The sequence below is a fragment of the Microbacterium sp. genome (assembly GCF_047972865.1).
Taxonomy (GTDB): domain Bacteria; phylum Actinomycetota; class Actinomycetes; order Actinomycetales; family Microbacteriaceae; genus Microbacterium.
Window position 1 is genome coordinate 1 of record NZ_JBKEAY010000131.1, and the last position, 21138, is coordinate 21138.

Sequence of the window (21138 nt, forward strand, 5' to 3'; positions counted from 1 at the left end):
GAGGAGTTCGGCGACTGAGAACGTGCGGGCGCCGAGCTCATCCGCCGTGTCGACGGCGGGGTATGGGCAGGGTCCACCGCGGCGAGGAGTGGCGCTCGTTCTCGCGTCCAGGGCTCGTGACACCCCGCATCGGCGGGGATGTCGCGGGTGGCGGTCACCGAGGGTCGGCGGTGGTGATCGTCACGTCGGCTTCGGCCAGGGCCGCCGCGAGGTCGGCGGGCGGCGCCGCGTCGGTGATGAGGTAGTTGGCGCCGTCGAGCGGCGCGACCTGTGCGAACAGGCGCCTGCCGAGTTTGGTGGAGTCGGCGAGGATGGCCGTGCGGTCGGCGGAGCGGATCATCTCGGCCATCATCGAGGCATCGCCGAGATTCGTCGTGGAGTAGCCCGAGGCATCGACGGCGCCGACGGCCACCAGTGCGAGGTCGCAGCGGATCTCGATCTCGGGACCGCCAGGGCTCATTGTGAAGGCCACCGGTCCGGTGGTCGCCTGCGTGATGGTGCGCACCGCACCGCCGAAGACGTAGAGGTCGCGGAAGGCGGACGGGGCGATCTCGGACGGGATCCGCAGGTTGTTCGTGGCAATCGTCAGGTGTCGGTGGTTGCGCAGTGCGCGTGCGACGGCGAGGGTCGTGGTTCCCGCGTTGAGCATGACTACGGCGCCGTCATCGACCATCTCGGCGGCCAAGCGCGCGATCCGCTCCTTTTCTTCGACCTGCACCCGCAGGCGCACGTCGAGCCCGCGGTCGCGCATGCCACCCTCGACGGTGCTGAGGGCGCCACCGTGCGTACGGACGAGTGCGCCCTCGCGGTGCAGCTGATCCAGATCCCGTCGCACGGTGTCGATAGACACTCCGAAGTGCGAGGCCAGGTCGGTCACGGTGACCTGGCCGTTCTCGGCGACGTACGCCGCAAGGTCGGCCTTGCGCCCAGCCGGGAGCCGTCGTCCGCGCGGTCCGCCTGTTGTGCTCATCCCACTTCTCTAGCACACGGCAGTGCCTGGACTGCGACAAAACGAGCAAAATCAAGCATGAATGAGCACAAAAGGGTAACGAGCGGTTGACGACACCGCAGAGAGCGGCATAATTATGCTGAAAGGCGCAATTAGCCGCATCTCGGCGTGTGTGACCTTGACACTCAAAGAGGAGAAGCGATGACCATTGCAGTTGGGGGCAAGTCCCTGAGGATCGTCGGAGCCGCAACCGCGGCTGCCGCGATGCTGTTGGCCGCGGGGTGCTCAAGTGGATCCACCGATGGATCCACCGACGCCGCCGGCGACGTGACGATCGAGTTCGCACAATGGTGGGAGCCGGAGTTGCCAGATGGCGAGTTCCGCGCACTCATCGACAAATTCGAGGACGAAAACCCCGGCATCACGGTCGATCTCGTCAGCGGCCCGTACGCCTCGACAAAAGAGCAGCTGTTCGCGGGCGCCGCGTCGGGCACCATGCCCGACGTTGTCGGTCTCGACGGCGCGTGGGTCAACGACTTCGCCTCGCAGGGCGTGATCGCGAACCTTACCGACCTCATGAGCGAGGCAGGCTATGACGACAGCCAGCTCGCCAGTCAGATTCAGGTCGACGGCGCCGCCTACATGATCCCGGTCGTCAACTTCGTCTACCCGATGTTCACCAACGACGATCTGCTCGCAGATGCCGGCGTCACCGCGCCCCCGTCCACGCGCACCGAGTTCGCCGACGCGGCCGCGAAGGTCACGGCTCTCGGCGGAGACGTGTCGGGCTGGGTGCTTCCGCTTTCGCTGGAGACGCCCAACGGTGTGCAGAACGACGTCATGTCGTGGGTGTGGGCGTCGGGTGGATCGATGGTGAACGACGGTCAGCCCGACCTCACCAACGCCGATGTCACCTCAGCGATGGGCTACGTCGACGGCCTGTGGAACGACGGCGTCATCGCCTCAGGTTCGTTCACCATGAAAGAGCAGGACAAGGTCGAAGAGTTCACCAACGGTCGCGTCGGCATGATGATCGACTCGCTCGCCCACATCAACCTGATTCGCGAATCGAACCCCGATCTGAACTTCTCGATCTCGGCGATTCCGGCAGAGGACGACTACACCGGTGAGCGCGGCATCCCCTACGCGTCGTGGGGCATCGGTGTGGCAGAGAACTCCGACCACAAGGACGCCGCCTTCAAGCTGGTCGAGTTCCTGATGAGCGAAGACATCAACTCTGAGCTGTCGACCATGGCCAACGCGTTCCCCGGCAACAAGGACTCGGTACCCGACTTCTCGGGTAGCGACCCGCTGTTCGAGCAGGCGTTCGAGATCTACACAGCTGGATACCCCGCGAACGAGTTCACGGGTCTTCCGGTCGCCGAGGACCTCATGCGTCAGCTGGGTGAGCAGCTTCAGGCGGCGCTGGACGGTCAGCAGTCCATGGAAGAAGCGCTGACCAAAGCGCAGACGGCGTGGGAAGCGGAGTTCTGACCCACCCGTCCGATCCCGGGGTGCCGCGCCTGACCGGCCGGCACCCCGACCCCGGAGGAAACCTGCCCTGCCATGACACTCAGATCGCCAGAGTCGCTCGACACCGAAGTGCTCGTCACCGGTGTTTCGTGGTCGAAGCGTCGCAGACAATTGCGGCGAACGGCCGAGTCCTACGCCTTCGTCTCGCCGACGCTGTTGCTGCTGTTCGTGCTGATGATCGTTCCGATCGTCATGGTCATCGGCTACTCGTTCCAAGACGACGCCATTCTGGAGAAGTCGCCGACCTTCGTCGGGGTCGACAACTACGTCACGGTGCTGACCGACTCCGGATTCTGGAACGCCACCTCGAACACGGCCCTCTTCACGGTCGCCAGCGTGGCCGCCCACCTCGTCCTCGGCCTCGTGTTCGCCCTCATGCTCAACAGTCCGCTCATCGGCAACGTCTCCCGCGCGATCTTTCGCGGACTCTATGTGCTGCCGTGGCTGTTCACCGTCGCTGTGATCGCCGTGCTGTGGCGCATGCTTCTGGCCCCCAACGGGGTCATCAACTTCTTACTCAACACGGACATCGAGTGGCTCGCCTCACCGCAGCTGGCGCTGGGGACGGTCACCTTCATCAACATCTGGGCCGGGTACCCGTTCTTCATGGTGAGCCTCTTGGCAGGGCTTCAAGGCATTCCGAGCGATCTCTACGAGGCGGCCACCGTCGACGGTGCACGCAGCGTGCAGCGATTCTGGAACGTCACGGTGCCGCAGCTGCGCCCGATCATCGTGAGCCTCGTGCTGCTTGATCTGATCTGGACCTCCCAGCAGTTCGCGCTCATCTGGATGACCACCGGCGGTGGGCCGATCAACGTGACCGAGGTGTTGAGCACGTACACGTACAAGCTGGCCTTCGCGAAGTACGACTTCGCCCTGGCGGCGACCTCAGCCGTGCTCGTGCTGCTCCTGTCTATGGTGCTGGCCGTGTTCTACGTGCGCCACCAGAGAGCGAGAGACTGACATGGCGCTATCGGCCCTCGCCCGCCGGCGCACGTCCCGCGCCATCCTCGTCGTCGCGCTGCTTCTCGGCGCCGTGTTCGCGGCTGGCCCCGTGGTGTGGATGCTGTCGAACTCGTTCAAGTCGAACACCGAGATCTTCGAACTGCCGCCGCGACTGATCACCGAGAGCTTCTCGTTCGACGCGTACGGGGCCATCTTCACCGACGCCGAAACAATGCGCTTCTTCGTCAACAGCTACATTGTCGCCGGGGCAGTGACGATCTCGACGCTTCTGGTGGCGATCCAGGCGGCCTACGCGTTCAGTCGGTTCGAGTTCCGTGGCAAGCGCGTTCTCAACGTCGTGATCGTCAGCGTCCAGGCGGTGCCGCCGATCACGCTTCTGATCCCGTACTTCGGCCTGGTCGTCGGGCTCGGGCTCTACAACACCTACCTCGGCCTCATCCTCACCTACATGGTGTTCACCCTGCCGTACGCGATCATCATGATGACCGGCTACTTCAACACGCTGCCGCGTGAACTCGACGAAGCCGTACGGGTCGACGGTGCGGGCTCGATGACGGCGCTGTGGCGAGTGCTCGTGCCGATCTCCATCCCCGGGATCGTGTCGGTCGGCATCTACACGTTCATGATCGCGTGGAACGAGTACCTGTTCGCCCTCACCCTCACCCGCACGATCGACATGCGCACGGTGCCCATCGGCATCCAGTTGCTCATGGGCCAGCATTCCTACGAGTGGAACCAGATCATGGCGATGAGCGTACTCGGCTCGATCCCCGTGCTGATCCTCTTTCTGTTCTTCCAACGGTTCTTCATCAGCGGACTGACCGCTGGCTCGGTGAAGAGCTGATCCCGACCCGAACCACCCACCGAACACAGGAGATTCCACGTGGTGCTGTACACCGGCAAGTCCATCCTCGATGTCGCCAATCAGAACGACTTCGCCATTCCCGCCTTCAACATCAGCGACTGGGCGATGTTCCTCGGGGTGATGGACATCAGTGAATCATTGAACGCGCCCGTGATCATTGCGATCCACCCCGACGAGGTCGCGCACATCACCACCGATCTCATCCCTGCGATGCGCGCCCGCGCGCACCGATCGCCGGTGCCGGTGGCGATCCACTGGGACCACGGCGGCAGCTACGAGCAGATGATCGAGGCGATTCACGCCGGCTTCACCTCGGTCATGATCGACGCGTCGCTGCTGCCGTTCGACCAGAACGTCGCACTCACCAAGAAGGTGGTCGATGCCGCCCACGCGGTGGGCATCCAAGTCGAAGGTGAGTTGGGGACGATCGGCGCCAACGACAGCTACGGCGAGTCGGGTGCCGCAGAGATCATCTACACGAACGTCGACGATGCCGTCAGCTTCGTGGCGGAGACCGGAGTGGACAGCCTGGCGATCGCCATCGGCACCTCGCACGGGTTGTACCCAGCTGACAAGAACCCCGAACTGCGCCACGATCTGCTGCAGCAGATCAAGGCGGCCGTCGGCATTCCGCTCGTGCTCCACGGAGGCTCCAGCAACCCCGACGCCGAGCTGGCGCGGGCCGTTTCGCTCGGGATCAACAAGATCAACATCTCCAGCGACATCAAAGTCAGCTACCACAACCGCATGCGTGATGTGCTCGGTACCGACGAGCGGTTGCGCGAGCCGAACGCTATTCAGCCCGAGCCGATCAAGGCGCTCAAAGCCACCGCGGCTGAGAAGATCGAACTGTTCGGCGCCGCGGGCAAGGCCGCCCTGTACTGAGCGGCCGGACCGCCAGAGGAGAATACGGATGAGTGGTCGGCTTGTGCTCGGCCTCGGCGGCACCGTCGACTACGAGATCGCGTGGGATGCCGAGGTGCTCGGGGGTCTCGCGCGAGAGTACGGCTTGCGCCGTGCCGAGCTGACAGCCAGTGCGCCGATCGATGACGAGCGAGCCCTCGTGGCCGCGATACTGGCATTCGTAGATGCCGGCGCCGGTGGCGAGCGCTTCGTCGCGACGTCGCAGATCATCGAACGCCTCGCCGAGCGGTTCGACAAGGCGGTCACTCTCGGGGGTACCGGTGTCCGGGCGGGGCTGGCGCTGGAGCGCCTCGGCATCCCGAGTGTCCAGCACCTCGTGAGTATCGACGACAACGTTCGGCGTCTCATGCCGGCGGCGATCACCTGGGTGTGCTCGGCGACCGAGGACAGCCTCGACCCGCACCTGATCGTGCAGTATCCGGTGGGAACGCGGATCGCGCTCGACGACGGCGTCATCGTCTCGGAGGTGGCTGACCGCATCATCTTCGCGAACGACCGTCCCAACCGCGAAATGGCGATCGCGCCCGAACTTGCCACGGCGTTGCGCGGCGCGCGGGCCTTTGTCATCTCGGGCTTCAATACGATGCAAGACGAGACTCTCCTCGCGCGACGACTCGATGACCTCGAGATCGCGATGCGTGCGCTTCCGCGAGACGCCTTGGTCTACTACGAAGACGCCGGCTACTACCGGCGAGAGCTGGCTACGGTCGCGCGGGATCGCCTGTTGCCGCGGATCGATGTCTACGGCATGAACGAAGACGAGTTGCAAGAGTATGTCGGTCGAGCGGTGGACCTGCTCGACCCCGATGCCGTCGCTGGAGCGCTCGACGAGGTGCACCGTCTGATCCCCGCTCCCGCTTTGGTCGTCCACAGCCGCTTCTGGTCGATGAGCGTGGGTCCCCGCGCTGCGCGTTACCGCGAGTCGCTCGACAGTGCGGTGCGCATGTCTGCCACCCGCCACCGGCTCGGCGACGCCTTTGGCGCCGCCGACCTGGCCGACACCGATCGCCTGCCGCGGCACGAGGCCGGTTCACGCGTGGTCGCAGCCGTCCACGCGCGTCGGGCAGATGCCGTCGGCCTGGCCGGGCGCGTTGTCGATACTTCTCACCCGACCACGATCGGTTTGGGGGACAGCTTCGTCGGAGGGTTCCTCGTTCCGGTGGTCCTTCCCACCGTCTCAGCCCGTCGCCGACGCGTCGACGCGGCAGGGGAGGGGTGAGCATGCCCATCGTGCTGCCCTCGAACAGACCCGCTGATCGCTTCTACCGCGGCGGCGCGCGAATCGTGGCGTTCCGGGGTGGGACGGGTGCGCCCGAACGTGAGCCTGAGGACTGGGTGGGCTCGACGACAACCGTTTCCGGGGAGGATGTCGTCGGGCTCACCCGGCTCGGCGACGCCGAATTGCTGCGCGACGCGATCGAGGCGGACCCTGTCGGCTGGCTCGGCGCCCCTCACGCGAACAGGTGGGGCGCGGACTCGCGCTTGCTCGTGAAGCTTCTCGACGCGGGCCAACGCCTTCCCGTGCACGCCCACCCGAACGACGACTTTGCCGCGAGCCATCTCGGTCGTGCGCACGGGAAGGCTGAGGCCTGGTACATCCTTGAGCGCGGCACGGTGTACGTCGGCCTACGGCACGATGTCGCAGTCGGGCACCTGCGCGAGCTCGTCGACCGGCAAGACACCGCGGGCCTGCTCGAGTTGCTGCACGAGGTGCACGTCGAGCCCGGCGACGTCGTGTGGGTGCCACCGGGGGAGCTCCACGCGATCGGGGCCGGCATCCTGCTCCTCGAACTGCAACAGCCCGAAGATCTGTCGATCCTGCTCGAGTGGCACGGCTTCGCCCTCGGGGGCACGACGGAGGGGCACTTGGGCCTCGGGTTCGATGTCGCCCTCGAGGCAGTAACCCGTGCGGGGCGGTCCGCGAGCGAGATCGCGGAGTTCGTCATGGCGGCACCCACGTCTGGATCGGTGTTTCCCCCCGCTGCGGACGCCTACTTCCGACTCGAACGCCACCCGGTCGACGGCGAGGTTCTCCTCGAGTCGGGATTCGCGATCGTCGTCGTGACCGACGGACCGCTTGAGGTCGGCGGCCTGACGGCCCCGCGCGGCACCACTTTGCTCACGGCCGCATCCGAGGGCGCGCTCGCCGTGAGCGGCGTCGGCGAGGTGCTGGTCGCACGCCCGCCAGCTCCCTGATGGCCTTGGCGGCGCGGTCGAACGGGTCAGCGGCGCGGGTCGATGAGGTCCCGGGCGTGAGCGCGGGCGGTGGCGACCGCGCCGATGACGACGCCGTCGACAGCGCGTCGGTGCATCACCGATCGGCCAAGGCCTGGCTCGACGCGTCGCGGACCGGCCCCGACACCGTGCTCATCCCGTGGGTCAGCACGCTGGCCTTCGTGCGACTCACGACGCATCCGCGCGTCGTCGCGCACCCCCTCACCGTCGCTCAGGCGCTCGACGTGGTCGATGGGTGGCTCACCGCGCCCGCGGTCGTCGTGCCCGAGGCGGATGCCCGGCACCTGCACCGCATCCGCGAGCTGCTCGCCGCGGCCGGCGGTCGCGGCGGTTCAGCCCGCGAGCCGCTGCGCCAACGCGATGACACGGTCGCCGAACGCGGCATCCGACTCGCCGACCGGCTCCAGGAAGTCGGCGCCGTACATCGCCCGCATCAGGCACTCGCCGAACACCGTGCGGGTGACGGCGGCGGCGCGTTCAGGCGGGATCGGGATCGTCGCGGCGAGGCCGGCGAGCATGCCCCGCAGCGGCTCCCCGCCCCGGCGCAGCAGTTCCTCGTCCTGCCCGCTGCGATGGATGAGCGCCCGCAGCACGGCGCCTTTGCGCTCGAAGACACCGAGCACGACGCGGGCAGCGGATGCCGCGGCCACCGCCGGCGGCGCCCCGTCATGGATGTGCTCGGCGGTCAGCTCTGTCACGACGAGGTCGACCTCGTCGAGCCAGCGGTCGTGCACCGCGCGGAACAGCCCTGCCTTTCCGTCGACGCGCGCGTAGATCGTGGGAGGTGTGACGTCGGCCCGACGGCACACCTCCGCGATCGTGAGCTGGTCCCAGCCGCGTTCGGCGAACAGGTCCATTCCGGCCTGGAGCACGCGCTCCCAGCTTTCGCGACTGCGCGCTTGCCGGGGGGCTCGGTCTGCCGAATCAGCGGTGGTCATCCCGGCCATGCTATGCGGGCGCGGATGCCGGGCGGGTCAGCCCCGGTCCCATCTCGTCCAATTGGGCGACGATCTCGCCGGGGCTGCGCGCACCGATCTGCTTCTGCAGCAGGGGGGTGTGATCGAGCACGAAGTCGCGCAACGGCCGCAGGAACGCGGGGGCGTGGTGGAACATCCTCCCCAGGATGTAGGCCTGCTGCACCTGGGAGGTCGTGTGCGGGATGCGACGGTCGTCATACCGGTGCAGCGCCGCGGCGACCGCGGCGGTGTCGTCGAGGTCGAGCCCGGTCAGTTCCTGCGCGATCGTGTAGCCGTCGCCGATCGACATGCCGGCTCCATAGGCAGCGTAGGGCGAGGTTGCGTGCGCGGCGTCGCCGGCGAGGGTGGTGCGCCCCCGCGACCACTGCGTCAGCGGCTTCCGGTCGCGGATGGGCCACCGTTGCACGTGTGCGGGGTCGGTCGCTTCGACCAGACCCCGCAGTGCCCCGGGGAACCCGCCCGCGAGTGTGCGGGCACGGGCTTTCAGGTCGGAGGGTGCCGGAACCGCCGGATCCCATGCCTCCAGCACCCACCACTGGACGCCCTTGCGCCCGTCGTCGAGGATCGAGGAGTAGGTGCCCTGCACGGTGCGGTTGTGCATCAGCACGACCTCGTCGGGTTCGACCCCGGCCACGCCATCGAACGTGTAGCCGCCGATGATCGCGAGCTTGTGGTCGCGCTTGCGGCTCGGCCCCCACAGCCGGGTGCGCACCATCGAGTCGATCCCGTCCGCGCCGACGACGACGGCCGCCTCGATCGCGGAGCCGCCCGCGAGCGTGACGGTGACGCCGTCGCCGTGGTCGTCCAGGCCGGTGACCTCGGCGTCGGTGCGGAGGACGCCATCGGGCATGGCCGCGAGCATCCGCCGGTACAGCGCGGGGCGGAGCAACCCGATGAAGCCACCGCCGTAGTCGCGGACGACCTCCTCGGGGATCTGCACGTCGGCGCGGACGTTGCCCTTCGCGCCGCGGAACGTGGTGTGGCACCCGGCGCCGAGCTGGTGGGTGTCGACGCCCATCTCCTGGAGCGCCTTGATGGGCGGCGGCCACAGGTTGAGGATGTTGCCCGCCGGGCGTGCTTCGCGGTAGCGCTCCAGCAGGATCGGGCGATGCCCGACGGTGTGCAGCGAGAGGGCTGCGGCCATGCCGGCGGGGCCGGCTCCGATGATCACGATGGGCCGGGTGTCGTCGCTCATGTGTGTCTCCGTCTTCGTTGACGCGGTGTTTCGTAGAACCATAACGATATTATGATTACAATTCAAGCACCGCCGCCGAGCACCGCTGCAGCATCAGTGGCGGTGATGCCTGCGATAGCGGATGCCCGATTCCCCGGCGCTCCGCGATGCTCGATAGTGGACAGTGACGCCGACTGCGACACCGCGCGCGGCGCACCTGCACGACGAAGGAGTGATGCATGAGGATCGCGCGCTGGCAGCACGCCACCGGAATCGGCGAGGGTTTCGTCATCGACGACACGGTCGCGCCGTTCGGCGACGGCCTCACCGTCGCCGAGGTGCTCGCCGGCGGACTCGAGGCCGCCCGCCTCCTCCACGAGCGGGTGACGGATGCCGCGACACCGCTGGCCGACGTCACTCTGCTGGCACCGCTCGCGCCCACCTCGATCCGTGACTTCGTGGCGTTCGAGGAGCACGTCGAGGGGGTCAGTGCGGGCGTCGAAGGCACCAGCAACGTCGCCGACGAATGGTACGAGTACCCCACCTTCTATTTCACGAACCCGCACACCGTCCTCGCGCCGTCGGAGGCGGTGTCGCCGCCGGTGTGCGAGCGGCTCGACTTCGAGCTGGAGGTCGCCGCGGTGGTGGGCGGCATCGCCGCCGGCGGTGGCGTGAACCTCACACCGGACGAGGCGGCATCCCACATCTTCGGGTACACGATCATGAACGACTGGTCGGCGCGCGACCTGCAGGCCCGCGAGATGATGGTGCGGCTCGGACCCGCCAAGGGGAAGGACTTCGGCACGACCCTGGGGCCCTGGATCGTCACCGCCGACGAACTCGCTCCGTTCCTCGACGACGGCGGGTTCCTCGCGCTGCGCACGGAGGTGCGGGTCAACGGCGACCTGGTCGGCGAGGACCTGCTCTCGAACATGGGGTGGCCGTTCGGTGAACTGGTCGCCTACGCCTCGCGGAACTCACGCGTGGTCTCCGGAGACGTGCTCGGCTCGGGCACGGTCGGCAACGGCGGCTGCCTCGGCGAGTTGTGGGGCCGCAACGGTGCACTCACCCCGCCGCCGCTGCGGACCGGTGACGAGGTCGCGATGAGCGTCGAGGGGATCGGCGACCTCGTGGCCACCGTCGGACCCGCCGTGCCGGCCCCGGCGATCCCGCCCGCGCGCAATCGGCCCCGGCTACGACACCGCCGGGCGTTCTGAGCCCGTCGGGCGCGCTGCGCTCACTCCGGCAGCGAGGGTCGCTTCTCCAGCTGCGGATGCTGCGGGATGAACGACGCGAGCACGAGTGCGACCGTCGCGGCGCCCGCGCCGAGCGCGAACGACAGATCGAACGCGTACGGGGTCGGCACAGGGACGCCGTTTTGGATGGTCGCATCGGCGGCCAGGACGGCACCGATCAGTGCCGCGGCCGAACTCGTGCCAAGGGCGCGAAACAGCGCGTTCAGTCCGTTCGAGGCTCCGGTCTTGCTCTGCGGCACGGAGCGCATGATGAGCATGGGCATCGCGGCGAAACCGAAACCGATGCCCACGCCGACCAGCAGGTTCGACACGAGCACGTGCCAGATCTCGGTGGCCCACAGCAGCGAGAACCCGTAGGCCGCCATCAGCGCGATCGACCCCAGCATCAGCAGCAGCTTCGGACCGATCGTCCCGGCGAGCTTGCCGGCGTACGGGGAGAGCACCATCATGACCAGGCCCGACGGGGCGACGATGAGACTCGCGCCCAGCAGCGTCATCCCGAGTCCGGCCGGTGGCGGCAGTTCCAGCAGCTGCGGGTAGAGCACGTTCGAGCCGAACAGGGCGAAGCCCATCGCGACCGAGGCGAGGTTGGTCAGCAGCACGGGGCGCCGCACCGCCACACGCAGATCCAGCAGCGGCTCGGAGATTCGCAGCTCGTACCACGCCCACACGACCAGCACCGCCACCCCGCCCAGCCCGCACGCCAGCACGATCGGGGAGGTCCATCCCCACTCGTTGCCGCGCGAGACGGCCAGGAGGATGCCGACCAAGCCCAGCGCGAGACCGAAGGCACCGACGTAGTCGAACCGGCCCGCGGTGCGCAGCACGCTCACCGGCACGATCCACAGCACGAGCGCGAACACGACGGCACCCAGCCCGCCGGCCATCCAGAACACCGCGTGCCAGTCGGCGTACTGGGTCACCAGTGCGCTCAGCGGCATCCCGAGTCCGCCGCCGACCCCCATCGTGGCGCTGATGAGCGCGATCGCCGAGCCGACGCGGCTGCTGTGCAGCACGTCGCGGAGGATCGAGATCCCGAGCGGTACGACGCCGCTGGCGGCGCCCTGCAGCGTGCGGCCCACGATCACCCACGCGATGTCGGACGACAGCGCGGCGATCACCGATCCGATCACGAGCACCGCCAGCAGCACCAGCACGATGCGTCGCTTGCCGTACATGTCGCCCAATCGGCCCGCGATCGGGGTGATCACCGCTGAGGCCAACAGCGTGGCCGTCACGACCCACGCGGTGTCCTCCCGGCTGGCGTTGAGAAGCTCAGGCAGCTTCGCCTGGATGGGCACGACCAGCGTGAACATGAACGACGACGACAGCCCCGCCATCGCGAGGACGGCGATGATCGCGCCTTGCGGCGGCACCCGCGTGAGTCGTCGTCGGATGTCATCGTTCTGGTTCACCGACCTAGGCTATCGGCCATCCGGATGCTCTCGGACCGACCGAACACCGGCCGTGCGCTCGCCGCAATGTCGCTGCTACGCGGGGGGCAGGCGGCTAGCGTTTCCGGTTCAGCTGCGCACCGGCAACGAGGAACACCGTCCCGAGCCCCGCGACCAGGGCGCTCACGCCGTACGCGAGCACCGAGGTCATCAGCGACGTGCGCAGCGAGGCCGCCGTCGCCAGCGACGCGCTATGCCCGCGGAGTTCGCGGGCTTCGTCGGAGTCGCCGTCCACGCCGCGCAGTGCGGCGCTGATGTCGGCGAATGTGCGACCACCGGTGCCGCGTTCGGCGTTGCGTTTGATGACCTCGGCCTGCGCGTACGCGGACAGCGGGCCCAGCACGCGTCTCCCCGGCAGCAGGTCGGCGTTCGGGGGCACCGTGATGTCCTCGTGGCGGAGCTGTGTCGTCACGGCCGTCCAGGCGGCGCCGCCGGCGGCCACGAAAAGCCCCCCGGCCGCGACGGCAAGGATGCGGAGCCGGCCACGGGCGGGCGAACACGTCATCGGAGTCCTTTCGGTGGGCGTCGACGGCGGCACGGGAGCCGCGTTGCTCTCAGCCTGGCAGAGGTCGCCGCGTTCCGCGAGCATCGCGCCGTCGCCGGGTCAGCCGGCGACGGCGATGAGGGCGCCCCGGGCGGCACCCACCCACGCCGCCACGCTCGCGCGGGCCTCTGGCGTGTCGGGGAAGCGCACCCGCAGGTGGAGCCCGTCGTCGCCGGCGAGGAACCAGACCATCACGCCGTCGGTCGCCGTCGCCGCCGAGACCCACTGCACTCCGGTCGCCCCGGGCACCTCGACAGGGATGCGGCGGGCGTCCAGCCACGAGATCGCGAACATCCCGGGCGTGGCGGGCATGCCGCCCCACGGGGCCAGGATCGGCGCGAGCGGATGCGAGCCGAGGGCGAGGGCACGGCGGATCGCGGCGGCGCCGGCGGCGGGCGACGGGTCGTCGTTTTCGAGCACGGCGTTCGTGATGAACCAGCCGACCGCGTCGTGCCACCGCGGCTCGAACCTGCTGTGCACCGGGAACACCGCCCGCAGGGGTGCGCCGGCCAGCTCGCGCGTCACACCGGTCAGCAGCGCCACCGCCAGCGCGGTCGTGCGCACACCGGCCGCGGCGGCGCGCTCGGCCAGGCGGGCCGCCCCGTCGGCGTCGAGCACGTCGTGCACCTCGACGATCTCCGGCCGGGGCGCGCTGAGGTCGCCGAGCGGCAGCGGGAACACCGGCATGCGTCCGGCTCCCTCGGTGAGGATGCGGGTCCACTCGGCGCGCACCGACTCGGGCGCCGCGGGGGCCTGCTCCAGCAGTGCGGTGTGGGCGGAGAACGATGCCGCCGGTTCCAGCGCGTGACCGTCCAAGGCTCGCCGCAGGTCGCGTGCCAGCACCAGCAGCGACCACATGTCCAGGTGGGAGTGATCGGAGGCCAGCACGATCACCGGCTCCGACCCGTCGTCCGGTTCCAGGAGGCACAGCCGGTGGCTCGGAGCGGCGAACGGGCGGCATCCGGCGTCGAGCGCGTCGCGCAGCGCGACCCGGATGTCGGCGTCGACCCGGTGGTCGGTCCACGCCGCGGCCCCCGCGTCGGCGGCGTGCAGTTCCAGGTCGTCGCCGGCGCCGAACACCGAGTGCAGCGTGCCGTGCCGGGCGCAGGTGGCGCGCCACGCGTGCGCGAGCGCCGCGCGGTCGGCCGGGCCCGGCATCCGCAACGCCAACGCCATCCACGACCCGGCGCGGTCGCCGGCGCCGACGTGGCGCCGCTGGTCGAAAGAGATCGGCAGCGGTCGTGACCGGTCGGCCCGCAGCTCGACGGCGCACGTCGCCAGGGTGCCCGGCGGAAGCTCCATGTGGAGCACATGGGTGAGACGCATCGCGCCGTAGTGTACGCGGTCGGCGTGCCGCGGCCCGGGACCGGGCGTGGGTCCGCGCCCTCTGAATGGGTCGTAAGGTAGGCGGACAGCCCTTTGTGACTCTGTGACATCGTGACTCGGGAGACAGTGGTGCAGACTCTTGACCTCGGTTCCGCACACCTGGCGTACGACCTCACCGGCGACGTCGGACCGCTCGTGGTGCAGTTGCACGGGCTCACCTCCAGTCGCGAGCGCGACGCGCTGCTCGGCCTCGATCTGGGGCGGTCGCTGCGCGGACACCGGGTGCTGCGCTACGACGCCCGCGGCCACGGGCGCTCCAGCGGCAGCTCCGATTCGGGCGACTACCGCTGGGACCGCCTCGCCGCCGACCTCCTCGCGCTGCTCGATCACGTCGCACCGGGGGAGACGGTCCACGGCGTCGGCGCCTCGATGGGCGCGGGGACCCTCCTGCACGCCGCTGTCGCCGACCCGCAGCGTTTCGCGACGCTGACGCTGCTGACACCGCCGACGGCGTGGGGGCTGCGCGCCGCGAAGGCGCAGCATTACCTCGCGGGCGCTGCGCTCATCGAGGCGGAGGGCATCGCCGCGTATGAGGAGAGCGGCAGCACGGCGCCGGTGCCGCCCGCGCTCGCCGATGCCCCCGCCACCGGCCTCGCCGTGGCCGAAGAGCTCCTGCCGACGGTGTTGCGGGGTGCGGCCGCCACCGACTTCCCGTCACCCGACCACGTGCGCGGCATCGGGGTGCCCACGCTCGTTCTGGCCTGGTCGCAGGACCCCACCCACCCGTTGCGCACCGCTCGGCGGCTGAGCGAGCTGATCCCCCGCAGCGAGTTGGTCGTCGCCCGCACGGCATACGGGGTGATGGCGTGGCCGGGCCTGTTCGCCGAGCACGTCACGACGGCGGAGACCCCCGCCCCGGTGACCGGCGCCATCACGCTCCCGCCGGGCGGCGGAGAGCTCACGGTGCGCATCCTCGACACGGCGGAACTGTGCGTCGCCGGGGCGGCCGTGCTCGGTGAGGTGTGGGCCGACCGGTCCGCGGTGGCACCGCAGCTGCTGCGCGCGCTCGCGCACTCCGGTAACTACGTGGCCGGGGTGTTCGACGCCGACCGCGTCATCGGGGCATCCGCCGCGTTCTGCGCCGAGCCGACGGCGCGGTCGATGCACTCGCACATCACCGGCGTGCTGCCGTCCTACCAGTCACGCGGCGTGGGGCGGATGCTGAAGCAGCATCAGCGCGACTGGGCGCTGGAACGCTCGCTCGAACACATCACCTGGACGTTCGACCCCCTGGTCGCCCGAAACGCCCACTTCAATCTGTCTGTGCTGGGCGCTCGCGTCAGCGAGTACCTCGTCGACCACTACGGGGCGCTGGCCGACGGGGTCAACCGCGGCGAGGCCACCGACCGCCTCCTGGTGACGTGGCCGGTCGCGGTGACGGGACAGTCCACCCCTGCCGAAGCCGACATCGTCGCGACCGTGCCGCTGCCGCCCGACATCGAATCCCTCCGCCGCACCGATCCGGCCGAGGCGGCGGCCTGGCGCACCCGGGTGCGCGCGCGGTTCCAGGAACTGTACGCCGAGGGGTGCGTCGTCGGCGGGTTCCGCGACGGCAGGGGCTATCTGTTCGTGCGGGGCTGAGTCGGTCCCCGCCCAGCCGGTAACGTGAACGGCATGCTGGCCGCCGTACGACTCGAAGGGGTCGAACTGCGCGTCGTGCACCTGCCGCTGGTGACGCCGTTCACGACCTCCTTCGGCACCCAGACGGTGCGCGAGGCGATCGTCGTGCGCGCCCGCACCTCCGACGGCGACGGGTGGGGCGAGATCGTCACGCAGGAGGCGCCGGTGTACTCCAGCGAATACACCCGCGGGGCGTGGGACGTCGCAGAGCGGTTCCTGGTTCCGGCGCTCCTTTCCCCCGCCGCCGTCGCGCCCGGGGAGGTCGCCAGCATCCTCCACCCCTTCCTCGGCCACCGCATGGTCAAAGCGGGACTCGAGCTGGCGGTGCTCGATGCGGCGCTGCGCACCGCGGGACAGTCTCTGGCGAGCCACCTGGGAGCGACGAACACACGCATCCCCAGTGGCGTGTCCGTCGGCATCCAGCGGGACCCCTCGGCGCTCGTGGATGCCGTCGCCGCCTACCTGGATGCCGGGTACGTGCGCATCAAGATCAAGATCGAGCCCGGGCGCGACCTCGGCGACACCGCCGCGGTGCGGGCGGCATTCCCCGGCATCCCGCTGCAAGTCGATGCCAACTCGGCGTACACGCTTGACGACATCGACACCCTCGCAGGCCTGGATCGCTTCGGGCTCCTCATGGTCGAACAGCCCCTCGGAGACGACGACCTCGTCGATCACGCCGCCCTGGCCCGCCGGATCTCGACACCGATCTGCCTGGACGAGTCGATCACCTCCGAGAAGGCCGCCCGTGACGCGCTGACCCTCGGCGCGGCCGCCGTCATCAACGTCAAGGCCGGTCGCGTCGGCGGCTACCTCGAAGCGCTGCGCATCCACGATCTGTGCCGGGCCGCGGGAACTCCGGTGTGGTGCGGCGGGATGCTCGAGACCGGCATCGGCCGCGCGGCCAACGCGGCCCTCGCGGCTCTCCCGGGGTTCACTCTCCCCGGGGACGTGTCGGCATCGGACCGGTTCTACGCGCGGGACATCGTCATCGATCCGATCGCGCTCGACGACGGCCACGTGCGCGTCCCGACCGGTCCCGGCATCGGCGCCGACGTGGACGAGGCCGCGCTCGAAGAGGTCACCGTCGCGCGGCTCGACCTGCGCTGACGGTCAGGACAGGTCCGCCAGCAGCCGTCGTGCGCGGTTGGGTTCACCGCCCCGGTAGGTGCCGAACGCGGCGATCGCCTCGTGCAGGCGGGTACGAGCGCTCTCGGTCGCGCCGTCGGCAGTGTCGCAGACCGCCAGCCCGACCAGCGCGCGCGCCCGCTCGAAACGGATGTCCGCGCTCTCGGCCACCGAACGTGCCAGCGACCACTCCGCGCGTGCGGCCTTGTCGTCGCCGAGGGCGTGGAGGCAGGCGGCGAGGTTGTTGTGGATGTAGGCCACCAACGGTCCCTCGCCCACGATGGTCGCGTGGGTGAGCGCCTCCTCGTGGTGTTCGCGGGCCGCCGTCAGCTGGCCGTCGGCGGCCTCCGCGTTGCCGAGGTTGGTGAGCGCGTGCGCGTAGCGGCCCAGGGCGACCTCGCGCGTGAGCTCGATCGCGGCCCGGGCGAGCGCGATCGCCTCCGCGACGTCGCCGGCGGCGAGGCACACCTCGCTGAGATTGCTCATCGCCCCGCCCTCGCGGCCGGCGTCGCCGCGTACGTGCGCGAACGCGATCGCCGCGCGGTGGTGCTCCGTCGCGCCGGCCAGATCCCCGGTATGACGCAGCGTGACCCCGATGTTGTCGTCGATGGTCCCCAGCGCGGCCTCGAAACCCGCCTCGACGGCGAGCTCCTTCACGTGCCGGAAGGCGGTGATCGCGGCATCCACGTCGCCCTGGTACCCCGCGTACACCGCAAGCGAGTTGTAGGCGCGCACAGCGGTGCGCGGCAGGCCCGCGGCCCGCGCGATCTCGATCGCGCGGTGCAGGTGCCGTTCGGCGCCGGGTCCGCCGCGCCGCACGAGCAGATGACCGAACCGGTACTCCGCGTCGGCGACGGCGCGTGGGTCGTCCAGCTCCTTCGCGCACTCCAGGGCGGCATGGAACAGACCCGTCGCGGCGCGGAACATCGACTGCGACTCGATGTAGGGGCTGATGACGTCGGCGATCGCGACGGTCAGATCGGGCCGTCGTGCGGTGACGGCGCTGGCGACCTCGATCAGGTTGCCGATCTCGGCGGCGTACCAGGCGCTCGCCGCGGCGGCATCCATCGGGTGGCCGCGGCGTTCGGTGTCGTCGTCGAGCGCGAACGCGGCCGGCCGTGCGTCGCGCGCCGCCGACACGTACGCCGCCGCGAGGCGCTCGACGGCGGCGTTGCGGCGTGCCTGCGGGTCCTCTTCGAGGGAGCGGGCTTCGGCGAACGTGCGCACGAGGGCGTGCATGCCGATCTCTCCTGCCGGTCCACGCGCGATCAGGTGCGCATCGGCGAGCGCGGTCAGCATCTCGTCGGCCTCGCGCGGCGGGCAGTCCAGCACCGCCGCCACCAGCGCTGCCGGGAGCTGTTCCACCGGCTGCACGGCGCACATCCGCAGGGCGCGCTGGGGACCGGCCGTCAGTGACTGGTACGACAACAGCAGCGACGCCGAGACATCGTCGTCGAGCTGCAGACCGGCCAGCCGCGTGCGCAACGCGTCAGCGTGATCGCGCAGGGACCAGCGCGGCTGCTGTTGGATGCGGGTCGCCGCCAGCGACATCGCCAGCGGCAGTCCGCCGGTCAGCTCGGCGATGGCGCGCGCGGCATCCGGTTCGGCAGCGACCCGATCCGCGCCGACGCGCAGCGCCAAGAACCCCACGGCCTCATCGGCGTCCCAGCCCGGCACCTCGATGCGGCAGTCCACGCAGACGTCCAGGGCGAGGCGGCTGGTGACCACGAGCGGTGTACGGGTGACACCTCGGACGAGGGCGCGCACCTGGTCCGCGCGACCGACGTCGTCGAGGAGCACCCCGATGCGGCGCACCGCCAGTGCGCGGACGATCCGCGCGACGTACTCCGACGTGCGCACCCGCTCGTCGACGTCGCTGCCCAGGGTGCGGGCGATTCCGTCGAGGATGGCGCGGGCGTGCACCGGGGGGACGGACTGATCGCTGCCGCGAACGTCGATCGTGATCACCTCCGACACCACATCGGCGGCGGCCATCCGGCCGAGGGCGGCGGCGGCCAGCTGCGTCTTACCGACGCCCGGCATGCCGACCACCAGCGTCGTTCCCGCCGTGCGCACTCGCTCGGCGAGGCGTCGCGGTGCGTGCGGCAGCGTCACGACCGGGGTGGAGGAGCGCGCGGTGACGACCGCGCGCGGCCCGGGCGGCTGCAGCCCCAGGCACCAGCGGCGCCACTGGGAGATCTCGCTCTCGTCGGCGCCGAGGGCCGCGACGATGTCGAGGACGAGTTCGATGTCGAGGCGGCGGCGGCCGGTGCGGAAGCAGTCGTAGACGGTCACGCGACCGGGGGAGCGATCGCTGGCGGGCACTCCCCGTGCCGCACGCGCCGAACTGACCCGACGCGCGATCTCGCTGAACGATGGGGACATCGCCTGAGCGCGGCGGGTGCGGAGCCGTTCCACGAGTTCGTCGAGCGTCGCCGGAGTCGTCCCGGTGAACATCCACCCCCCTGTCCTCGCGTGGTGGCACCAGGGGTGATCGTAGTCAGCCTGGCCCGCGGCGGTCCGAGTTATCCACAGGTGAGACCGGTCGCGGCCGGGTATCAGTGCCCCGGGACTCCGCTCCTGTTCAGTGAGATTGGCGGGAGGCGCGTCATGGAACGGGTCGCGCCGCGTCTCCCGAGTCATAGGAGGTCATCATGCACAGCTGGCTGCGACGTGTCACTTGGCCGCTGCGTGCCCGGATCCGCCCGCGGCGCACCACCTTCCGCCCCGTGCTCGATCCGGCGATAGCGCGGTTCGGGCGGTGAGTCTCCTCCCCCGGCGAGGCCGCCGCGGAGTCGCCCCCATGCGCGCGGACCCGCTGCGGACTAGAATCGCCCCGCGGACCCACGGGGAGCGGGGCAAGGTGGAAAGCGATGACGGATCTCGGGCCATCTGAGCGCGAGTTGGAAGCGTACGGCGAGATCGTCGACGCTGGCGCGCTGGATGCGCGCGGGCTGTCGGTGCGGCTGGGCATGGAGATCGACGAAGTGCACGACGTGCTACGGCGTCTGCGCCGGTCGGGCCTGGTCTACCCGGACGAGTCCGGCGGCTTTGTGGCCGCGCCTCCGAACGTCGCGCTGCGAGGCGTGGTGGAGGCCGCGCACGCGCTGGGCGCGCGCTGGCTTGCGGATGTGTCCGACCTCGACCGCCGGTACCGCCGCCGCGGCAGCAATGAAGACGTCGGCGACACCGTTGAGGTCGTCGTCGGGCGTCAAGCGGTGGTCGACCGGGCGAACCAGATGTTCTCGCGCGCGATGAAGACGATCCGCTCGCTCGCCGGTGAGGAGGACATCGCGATCGTCCCGGCCGACGGGTACCCCACGCTGACCGCTGCCGTGGAACGCGGTGTGCAGAACGACGTCGTGGTCCCCGACGGGGCGCTGGTCGCGCCTGGGGGGCTGATCGAGGTTCTGGGTCGGCTCAGCCCAAGAATCGAACTGCGGGCCATCGACCGCATTCCGGTGCGGATAGTGATCATCGACAACGCGATCGTGATGCTGCCGTTGCCCCCGGGGCCGGACGGCTCGACGCGGCTGATGTTCCTGCAGAACAGCCCGATCGTCGTCACCGGCATCGCCCTGTTCGACTACGTGTGGCGTGCCGCGCGCCCGTTCCGTCTTGACTCCGACCGGCGGGTTCGCGTGGAGGACCAGCTCGATCAGACCGAGTCCCTCATCCTCAGCATGCTGCTGGCGGGGGCGACCGACGGGGCGGTCGCCGCCGAGTTGGGCCTGTCGGAACGCACCGTGCAACGCCGAACCCGCGACCTGATGTACAAGCTCGGCGCCGCGTCTCGTATCCAACTCGGATACGAGGCGGGGCGGCGTGGGATGCGCAGTGCCTGAAGCGCACCCCACGCCGGTCACACCTCATGCATGTGACCGCCCCACACCGGGGGTTGGTGCACCGACCGCGCCGCCTTCGGAACCATCACGATAGGGGGCCCGATGATGATGATCCCGAGGCGGTCGACGCGTGTCGCGGTCGATTGCTCCCACATGTACTTTCTCGCGGTTGGGGCCCGTTGCCAAGGGTTTGGACTGACGTATCGCGCCATGTCGTGGACCCGACATTCCCTGCCCTGGAGAAAGCACCTCACGCCGCCCGGGTAGAATCGGGCGGTGCCG

The 21138-nt window shown here is 69.7% G+C and carries 18 protein-coding genes; 10 read left to right on the plus strand and 8 right to left on the minus strand.

The window, feature by feature from the left end; genetic code table 11:
* Positions 1 to 154: 154 nt before the first annotated feature.
* Positions 155 to 970 carry a DeoR/GlpR family DNA-binding transcription regulator gene (locus ACK5KK_RS08090; RefSeq protein ID WP_416889575.1) on the minus strand — a complete coding sequence of 272 codons (816 nt, stop codon included), beginning with the start codon at positions 968 to 970 and terminating at the stop codon, positions 155 to 157.
* A gap of 180 nt (positions 971 to 1150) precedes the next feature.
* Here ACK5KK_RS08090 and ACK5KK_RS08095 point away from each other — a divergent pair, with 180 nt between their 5' ends.
* From ACK5KK_RS08095 to ACK5KK_RS08120, 6 genes are all read left to right on the plus strand, one after another.
* Positions 1151 to 2443 (plus strand): ABC transporter substrate-binding protein, encoded by a 1293-nt coding sequence (locus ACK5KK_RS08095; protein ID WP_416889576.1) that lies wholly within the window; start codon positions 1151 to 1153, stop codon positions 2441 to 2443.
* A 72-nt stretch (positions 2444 to 2515) separates the two neighbouring features.
* Positions 2516 to 3445, plus strand: a complete 930-nt coding sequence (locus ACK5KK_RS08100; RefSeq protein WP_416889577.1) for a carbohydrate ABC transporter permease — start codon at positions 2516 to 2518, stop codon at positions 3443 to 3445.
* Position 3446: 1 nt separating this feature from the next.
* Positions 3447 to 4292: a carbohydrate ABC transporter permease gene (locus ACK5KK_RS08105; protein WP_416889578.1), complete on the plus strand. Its 846-nt coding sequence runs from the start codon at positions 3447 to 3449 to the stop codon at positions 4290 to 4292.
* Between the two features lie 39 nt (positions 4293 to 4331).
* Positions 4332 to 5198: a ketose-bisphosphate aldolase gene (locus ACK5KK_RS08110; RefSeq protein ID WP_416889579.1), complete on the plus strand. Its 867-nt coding sequence runs from the start codon at positions 4332 to 4334 to the stop codon at positions 5196 to 5198.
* 28 nt (positions 5199 to 5226) lie between these two features.
* Positions 5227 to 6456, plus strand: coding sequence for an ADP-dependent glucokinase/phosphofructokinase (locus tag ACK5KK_RS08115; protein ID WP_416889580.1), 1230 nt, complete (start codon positions 5227 to 5229; stop codon positions 6454 to 6456).
* A 2-nt stretch (positions 6457 to 6458) separates the two neighbouring features.
* Positions 6459 to 7433, plus strand: a complete 975-nt coding sequence (locus ACK5KK_RS08120; protein ID WP_416889581.1) for a class I mannose-6-phosphate isomerase — start codon at positions 6459 to 6461, stop codon at positions 7431 to 7433.
* Between the two features lie 26 nt (positions 7434 to 7459).
* Here ACK5KK_RS08120 and ACK5KK_RS08125 read toward each other — a convergent pair whose 3' ends face one another.
* Genes ACK5KK_RS08125 through ACK5KK_RS08135 form a run of 3 tightly spaced genes read right to left on the minus strand, consistent with a single transcriptional unit; the run spans position 7460 to position 9644 of the window.
* On the minus strand, positions 7460 to 7756 hold the full coding sequence (locus ACK5KK_RS08125) for a hypothetical protein (protein WP_416889582.1): 297 nt from the start codon (positions 7754 to 7756) through the stop codon (positions 7460 to 7462).
* 48 nt (positions 7757 to 7804) lie between these two features.
* On the minus strand, positions 7805 to 8410 hold the full coding sequence (locus ACK5KK_RS08130) for a TetR/AcrR family transcriptional regulator (RefSeq protein WP_416889583.1): 606 nt from the start codon (positions 8408 to 8410) through the stop codon (positions 7805 to 7807).
* A 10-nt stretch (positions 8411 to 8420) separates the two neighbouring features.
* Entirely contained in the window at positions 8421 to 9644 is a 1224-nt protein-coding gene (locus ACK5KK_RS08135; RefSeq protein WP_416889584.1) for an FAD-dependent oxidoreductase, read from the minus strand.
* 218 nt (positions 9645 to 9862) lie between these two features.
* Between ACK5KK_RS08135 and ACK5KK_RS08140 the strand changes: the two genes are divergently transcribed.
* A complete protein-coding gene (locus ACK5KK_RS08140) occupies positions 9863 to 10840 on the plus strand; it encodes a fumarylacetoacetate hydrolase family protein (protein ID WP_416889585.1) in 978 nt (325 codons plus the stop codon).
* A gap of 20 nt (positions 10841 to 10860) precedes the next feature.
* Here ACK5KK_RS08140 and ACK5KK_RS08145 read toward each other — a convergent pair whose 3' ends face one another.
* The 3 genes from ACK5KK_RS08145 to ACK5KK_RS08155 form a co-directional block, all read right to left on the minus strand.
* Positions 10861 to 12255: an MFS transporter gene (locus ACK5KK_RS08145; RefSeq protein WP_416889605.1), complete on the minus strand. Its 1395-nt coding sequence runs from the start codon at positions 12253 to 12255 to the stop codon at positions 10861 to 10863.
* A 133-nt stretch (positions 12256 to 12388) separates the two neighbouring features.
* A complete protein-coding gene (locus ACK5KK_RS08150) occupies positions 12389 to 12838 on the minus strand; it encodes an aromatic ring-opening dioxygenase LigA (protein ID WP_416889586.1) in 450 nt (149 codons plus the stop codon).
* Positions 12839 to 12937: 99 nt separating this feature from the next.
* Positions 12938 to 14203: a peptide synthetase gene (locus ACK5KK_RS08155; protein WP_416889587.1), complete on the minus strand. Its 1266-nt coding sequence runs from the start codon at positions 14201 to 14203 to the stop codon at positions 12938 to 12940.
* A gap of 111 nt (positions 14204 to 14314) precedes the next feature.
* On the opposite strand from ACK5KK_RS08155, the gene ACK5KK_RS08160 reads away from it, so the two are divergent.
* Positions 14315 to 15844 carry an alpha/beta fold hydrolase gene (locus tag ACK5KK_RS08160; RefSeq protein WP_416889588.1) on the plus strand — a complete coding sequence of 510 codons (1530 nt, stop codon included), beginning with the start codon at positions 14315 to 14317 and terminating at the stop codon, positions 15842 to 15844.
* 33 nt (positions 15845 to 15877) lie between these two features.
* Complete coding sequence (gene menC, locus ACK5KK_RS08165) at positions 15878 to 16993, plus strand: o-succinylbenzoate synthase (RefSeq protein WP_416889589.1); 1116 nt, start codon at positions 15878 to 15880, stop codon at positions 16991 to 16993.
* A gap of 3 nt (positions 16994 to 16996) precedes the next feature.
* On the opposite strand, the gene ACK5KK_RS08170 is transcribed toward menC, so the two are convergent.
* Positions 16997 to 19468, minus strand: coding sequence for a tetratricopeptide repeat protein (locus ACK5KK_RS08170; protein WP_416889590.1), 2472 nt, complete (start codon positions 19466 to 19468; stop codon positions 16997 to 16999).
* 416 nt (positions 19469 to 19884) lie between these two features.
* Here ACK5KK_RS08170 and ACK5KK_RS08175 point away from each other — a divergent pair, with 416 nt between their 5' ends.
* Positions 19885 to 20856, plus strand: coding sequence for a LuxR C-terminal-related transcriptional regulator (locus ACK5KK_RS08175; RefSeq protein WP_416889591.1), 972 nt, complete (start codon positions 19885 to 19887; stop codon positions 20854 to 20856).
* The last annotated feature ends 282 nt before the right edge of the window (positions 20857 to 21138 follow it).

Coding starts and splice junctions, on each gene's coding strand:
- ACK5KK_RS08090 (WP_416889575.1), bottom strand. CDS start 970: ATGAGCACAACAGGCGGACCGCGCGGACGACGGCTCCCGGCTGGGCGC.
- ACK5KK_RS08095 (WP_416889576.1), top strand. CDS start 1,151: ATGACCATTGCAGTTGGGGGCAAGTCCCTGAGGATCGTCGGAGCCGCA.
- ACK5KK_RS08100 (WP_416889577.1), top strand. CDS start 2,516: ATGACACTCAGATCGCCAGAGTCGCTCGACACCGAAGTGCTCGTCACC.
- ACK5KK_RS08105 (WP_416889578.1), top strand. CDS start 3,447: ATGGCGCTATCGGCCCTCGCCCGCCGGCGCACGTCCCGCGCCATCCTC.
- ACK5KK_RS08115 (WP_416889580.1), top strand. CDS start 5,227: ATGAGTGGTCGGCTTGTGCTCGGCCTCGGCGGCACCGTCGACTACGAG.
- ACK5KK_RS08120 (WP_416889581.1), top strand. CDS start 6,459: ATGCCCATCGTGCTGCCCTCGAACAGACCCGCTGATCGCTTCTACCGC.
- ACK5KK_RS08130 (WP_416889583.1), bottom strand. CDS start 8,410: ATGACCACCGCTGATTCGGCAGACCGAGCCCCCCGGCAAGCGCGCAGT.
- ACK5KK_RS08135 (WP_416889584.1), bottom strand. CDS start 9,644: ATGAGCGACGACACCCGGCCCATCGTGATCATCGGAGCCGGCCCCGCC.
- ACK5KK_RS08140 (WP_416889585.1), top strand. CDS start 9,863: ATGAGGATCGCGCGCTGGCAGCACGCCACCGGAATCGGCGAGGGTTTC.
- ACK5KK_RS08150 (WP_416889586.1), bottom strand. CDS start 12,838: ATGACGTGTTCGCCCGCCCGTGGCCGGCTCCGCATCCTTGCCGTCGCG.
- ACK5KK_RS08155 (WP_416889587.1), bottom strand. CDS start 14,203: ATGCGTCTCACCCATGTGCTCCACATGGAGCTTCCGCCGGGCACCCTG.
- menC (WP_416889589.1), top strand. CDS start 15,878: ATGCTGGCCGCCGTACGACTCGAAGGGGTCGAACTGCGCGTCGTGCAC.
- ACK5KK_RS08170 (WP_416889590.1), bottom strand. CDS start 19,468: ATGTTCACCGGGACGACTCCGGCGACGCTCGACGAACTCGTGGAACGG.
- ACK5KK_RS08175 (WP_416889591.1), top strand. CDS start 19,885: ATGACGGATCTCGGGCCATCTGAGCGCGAGTTGGAAGCGTACGGCGAG.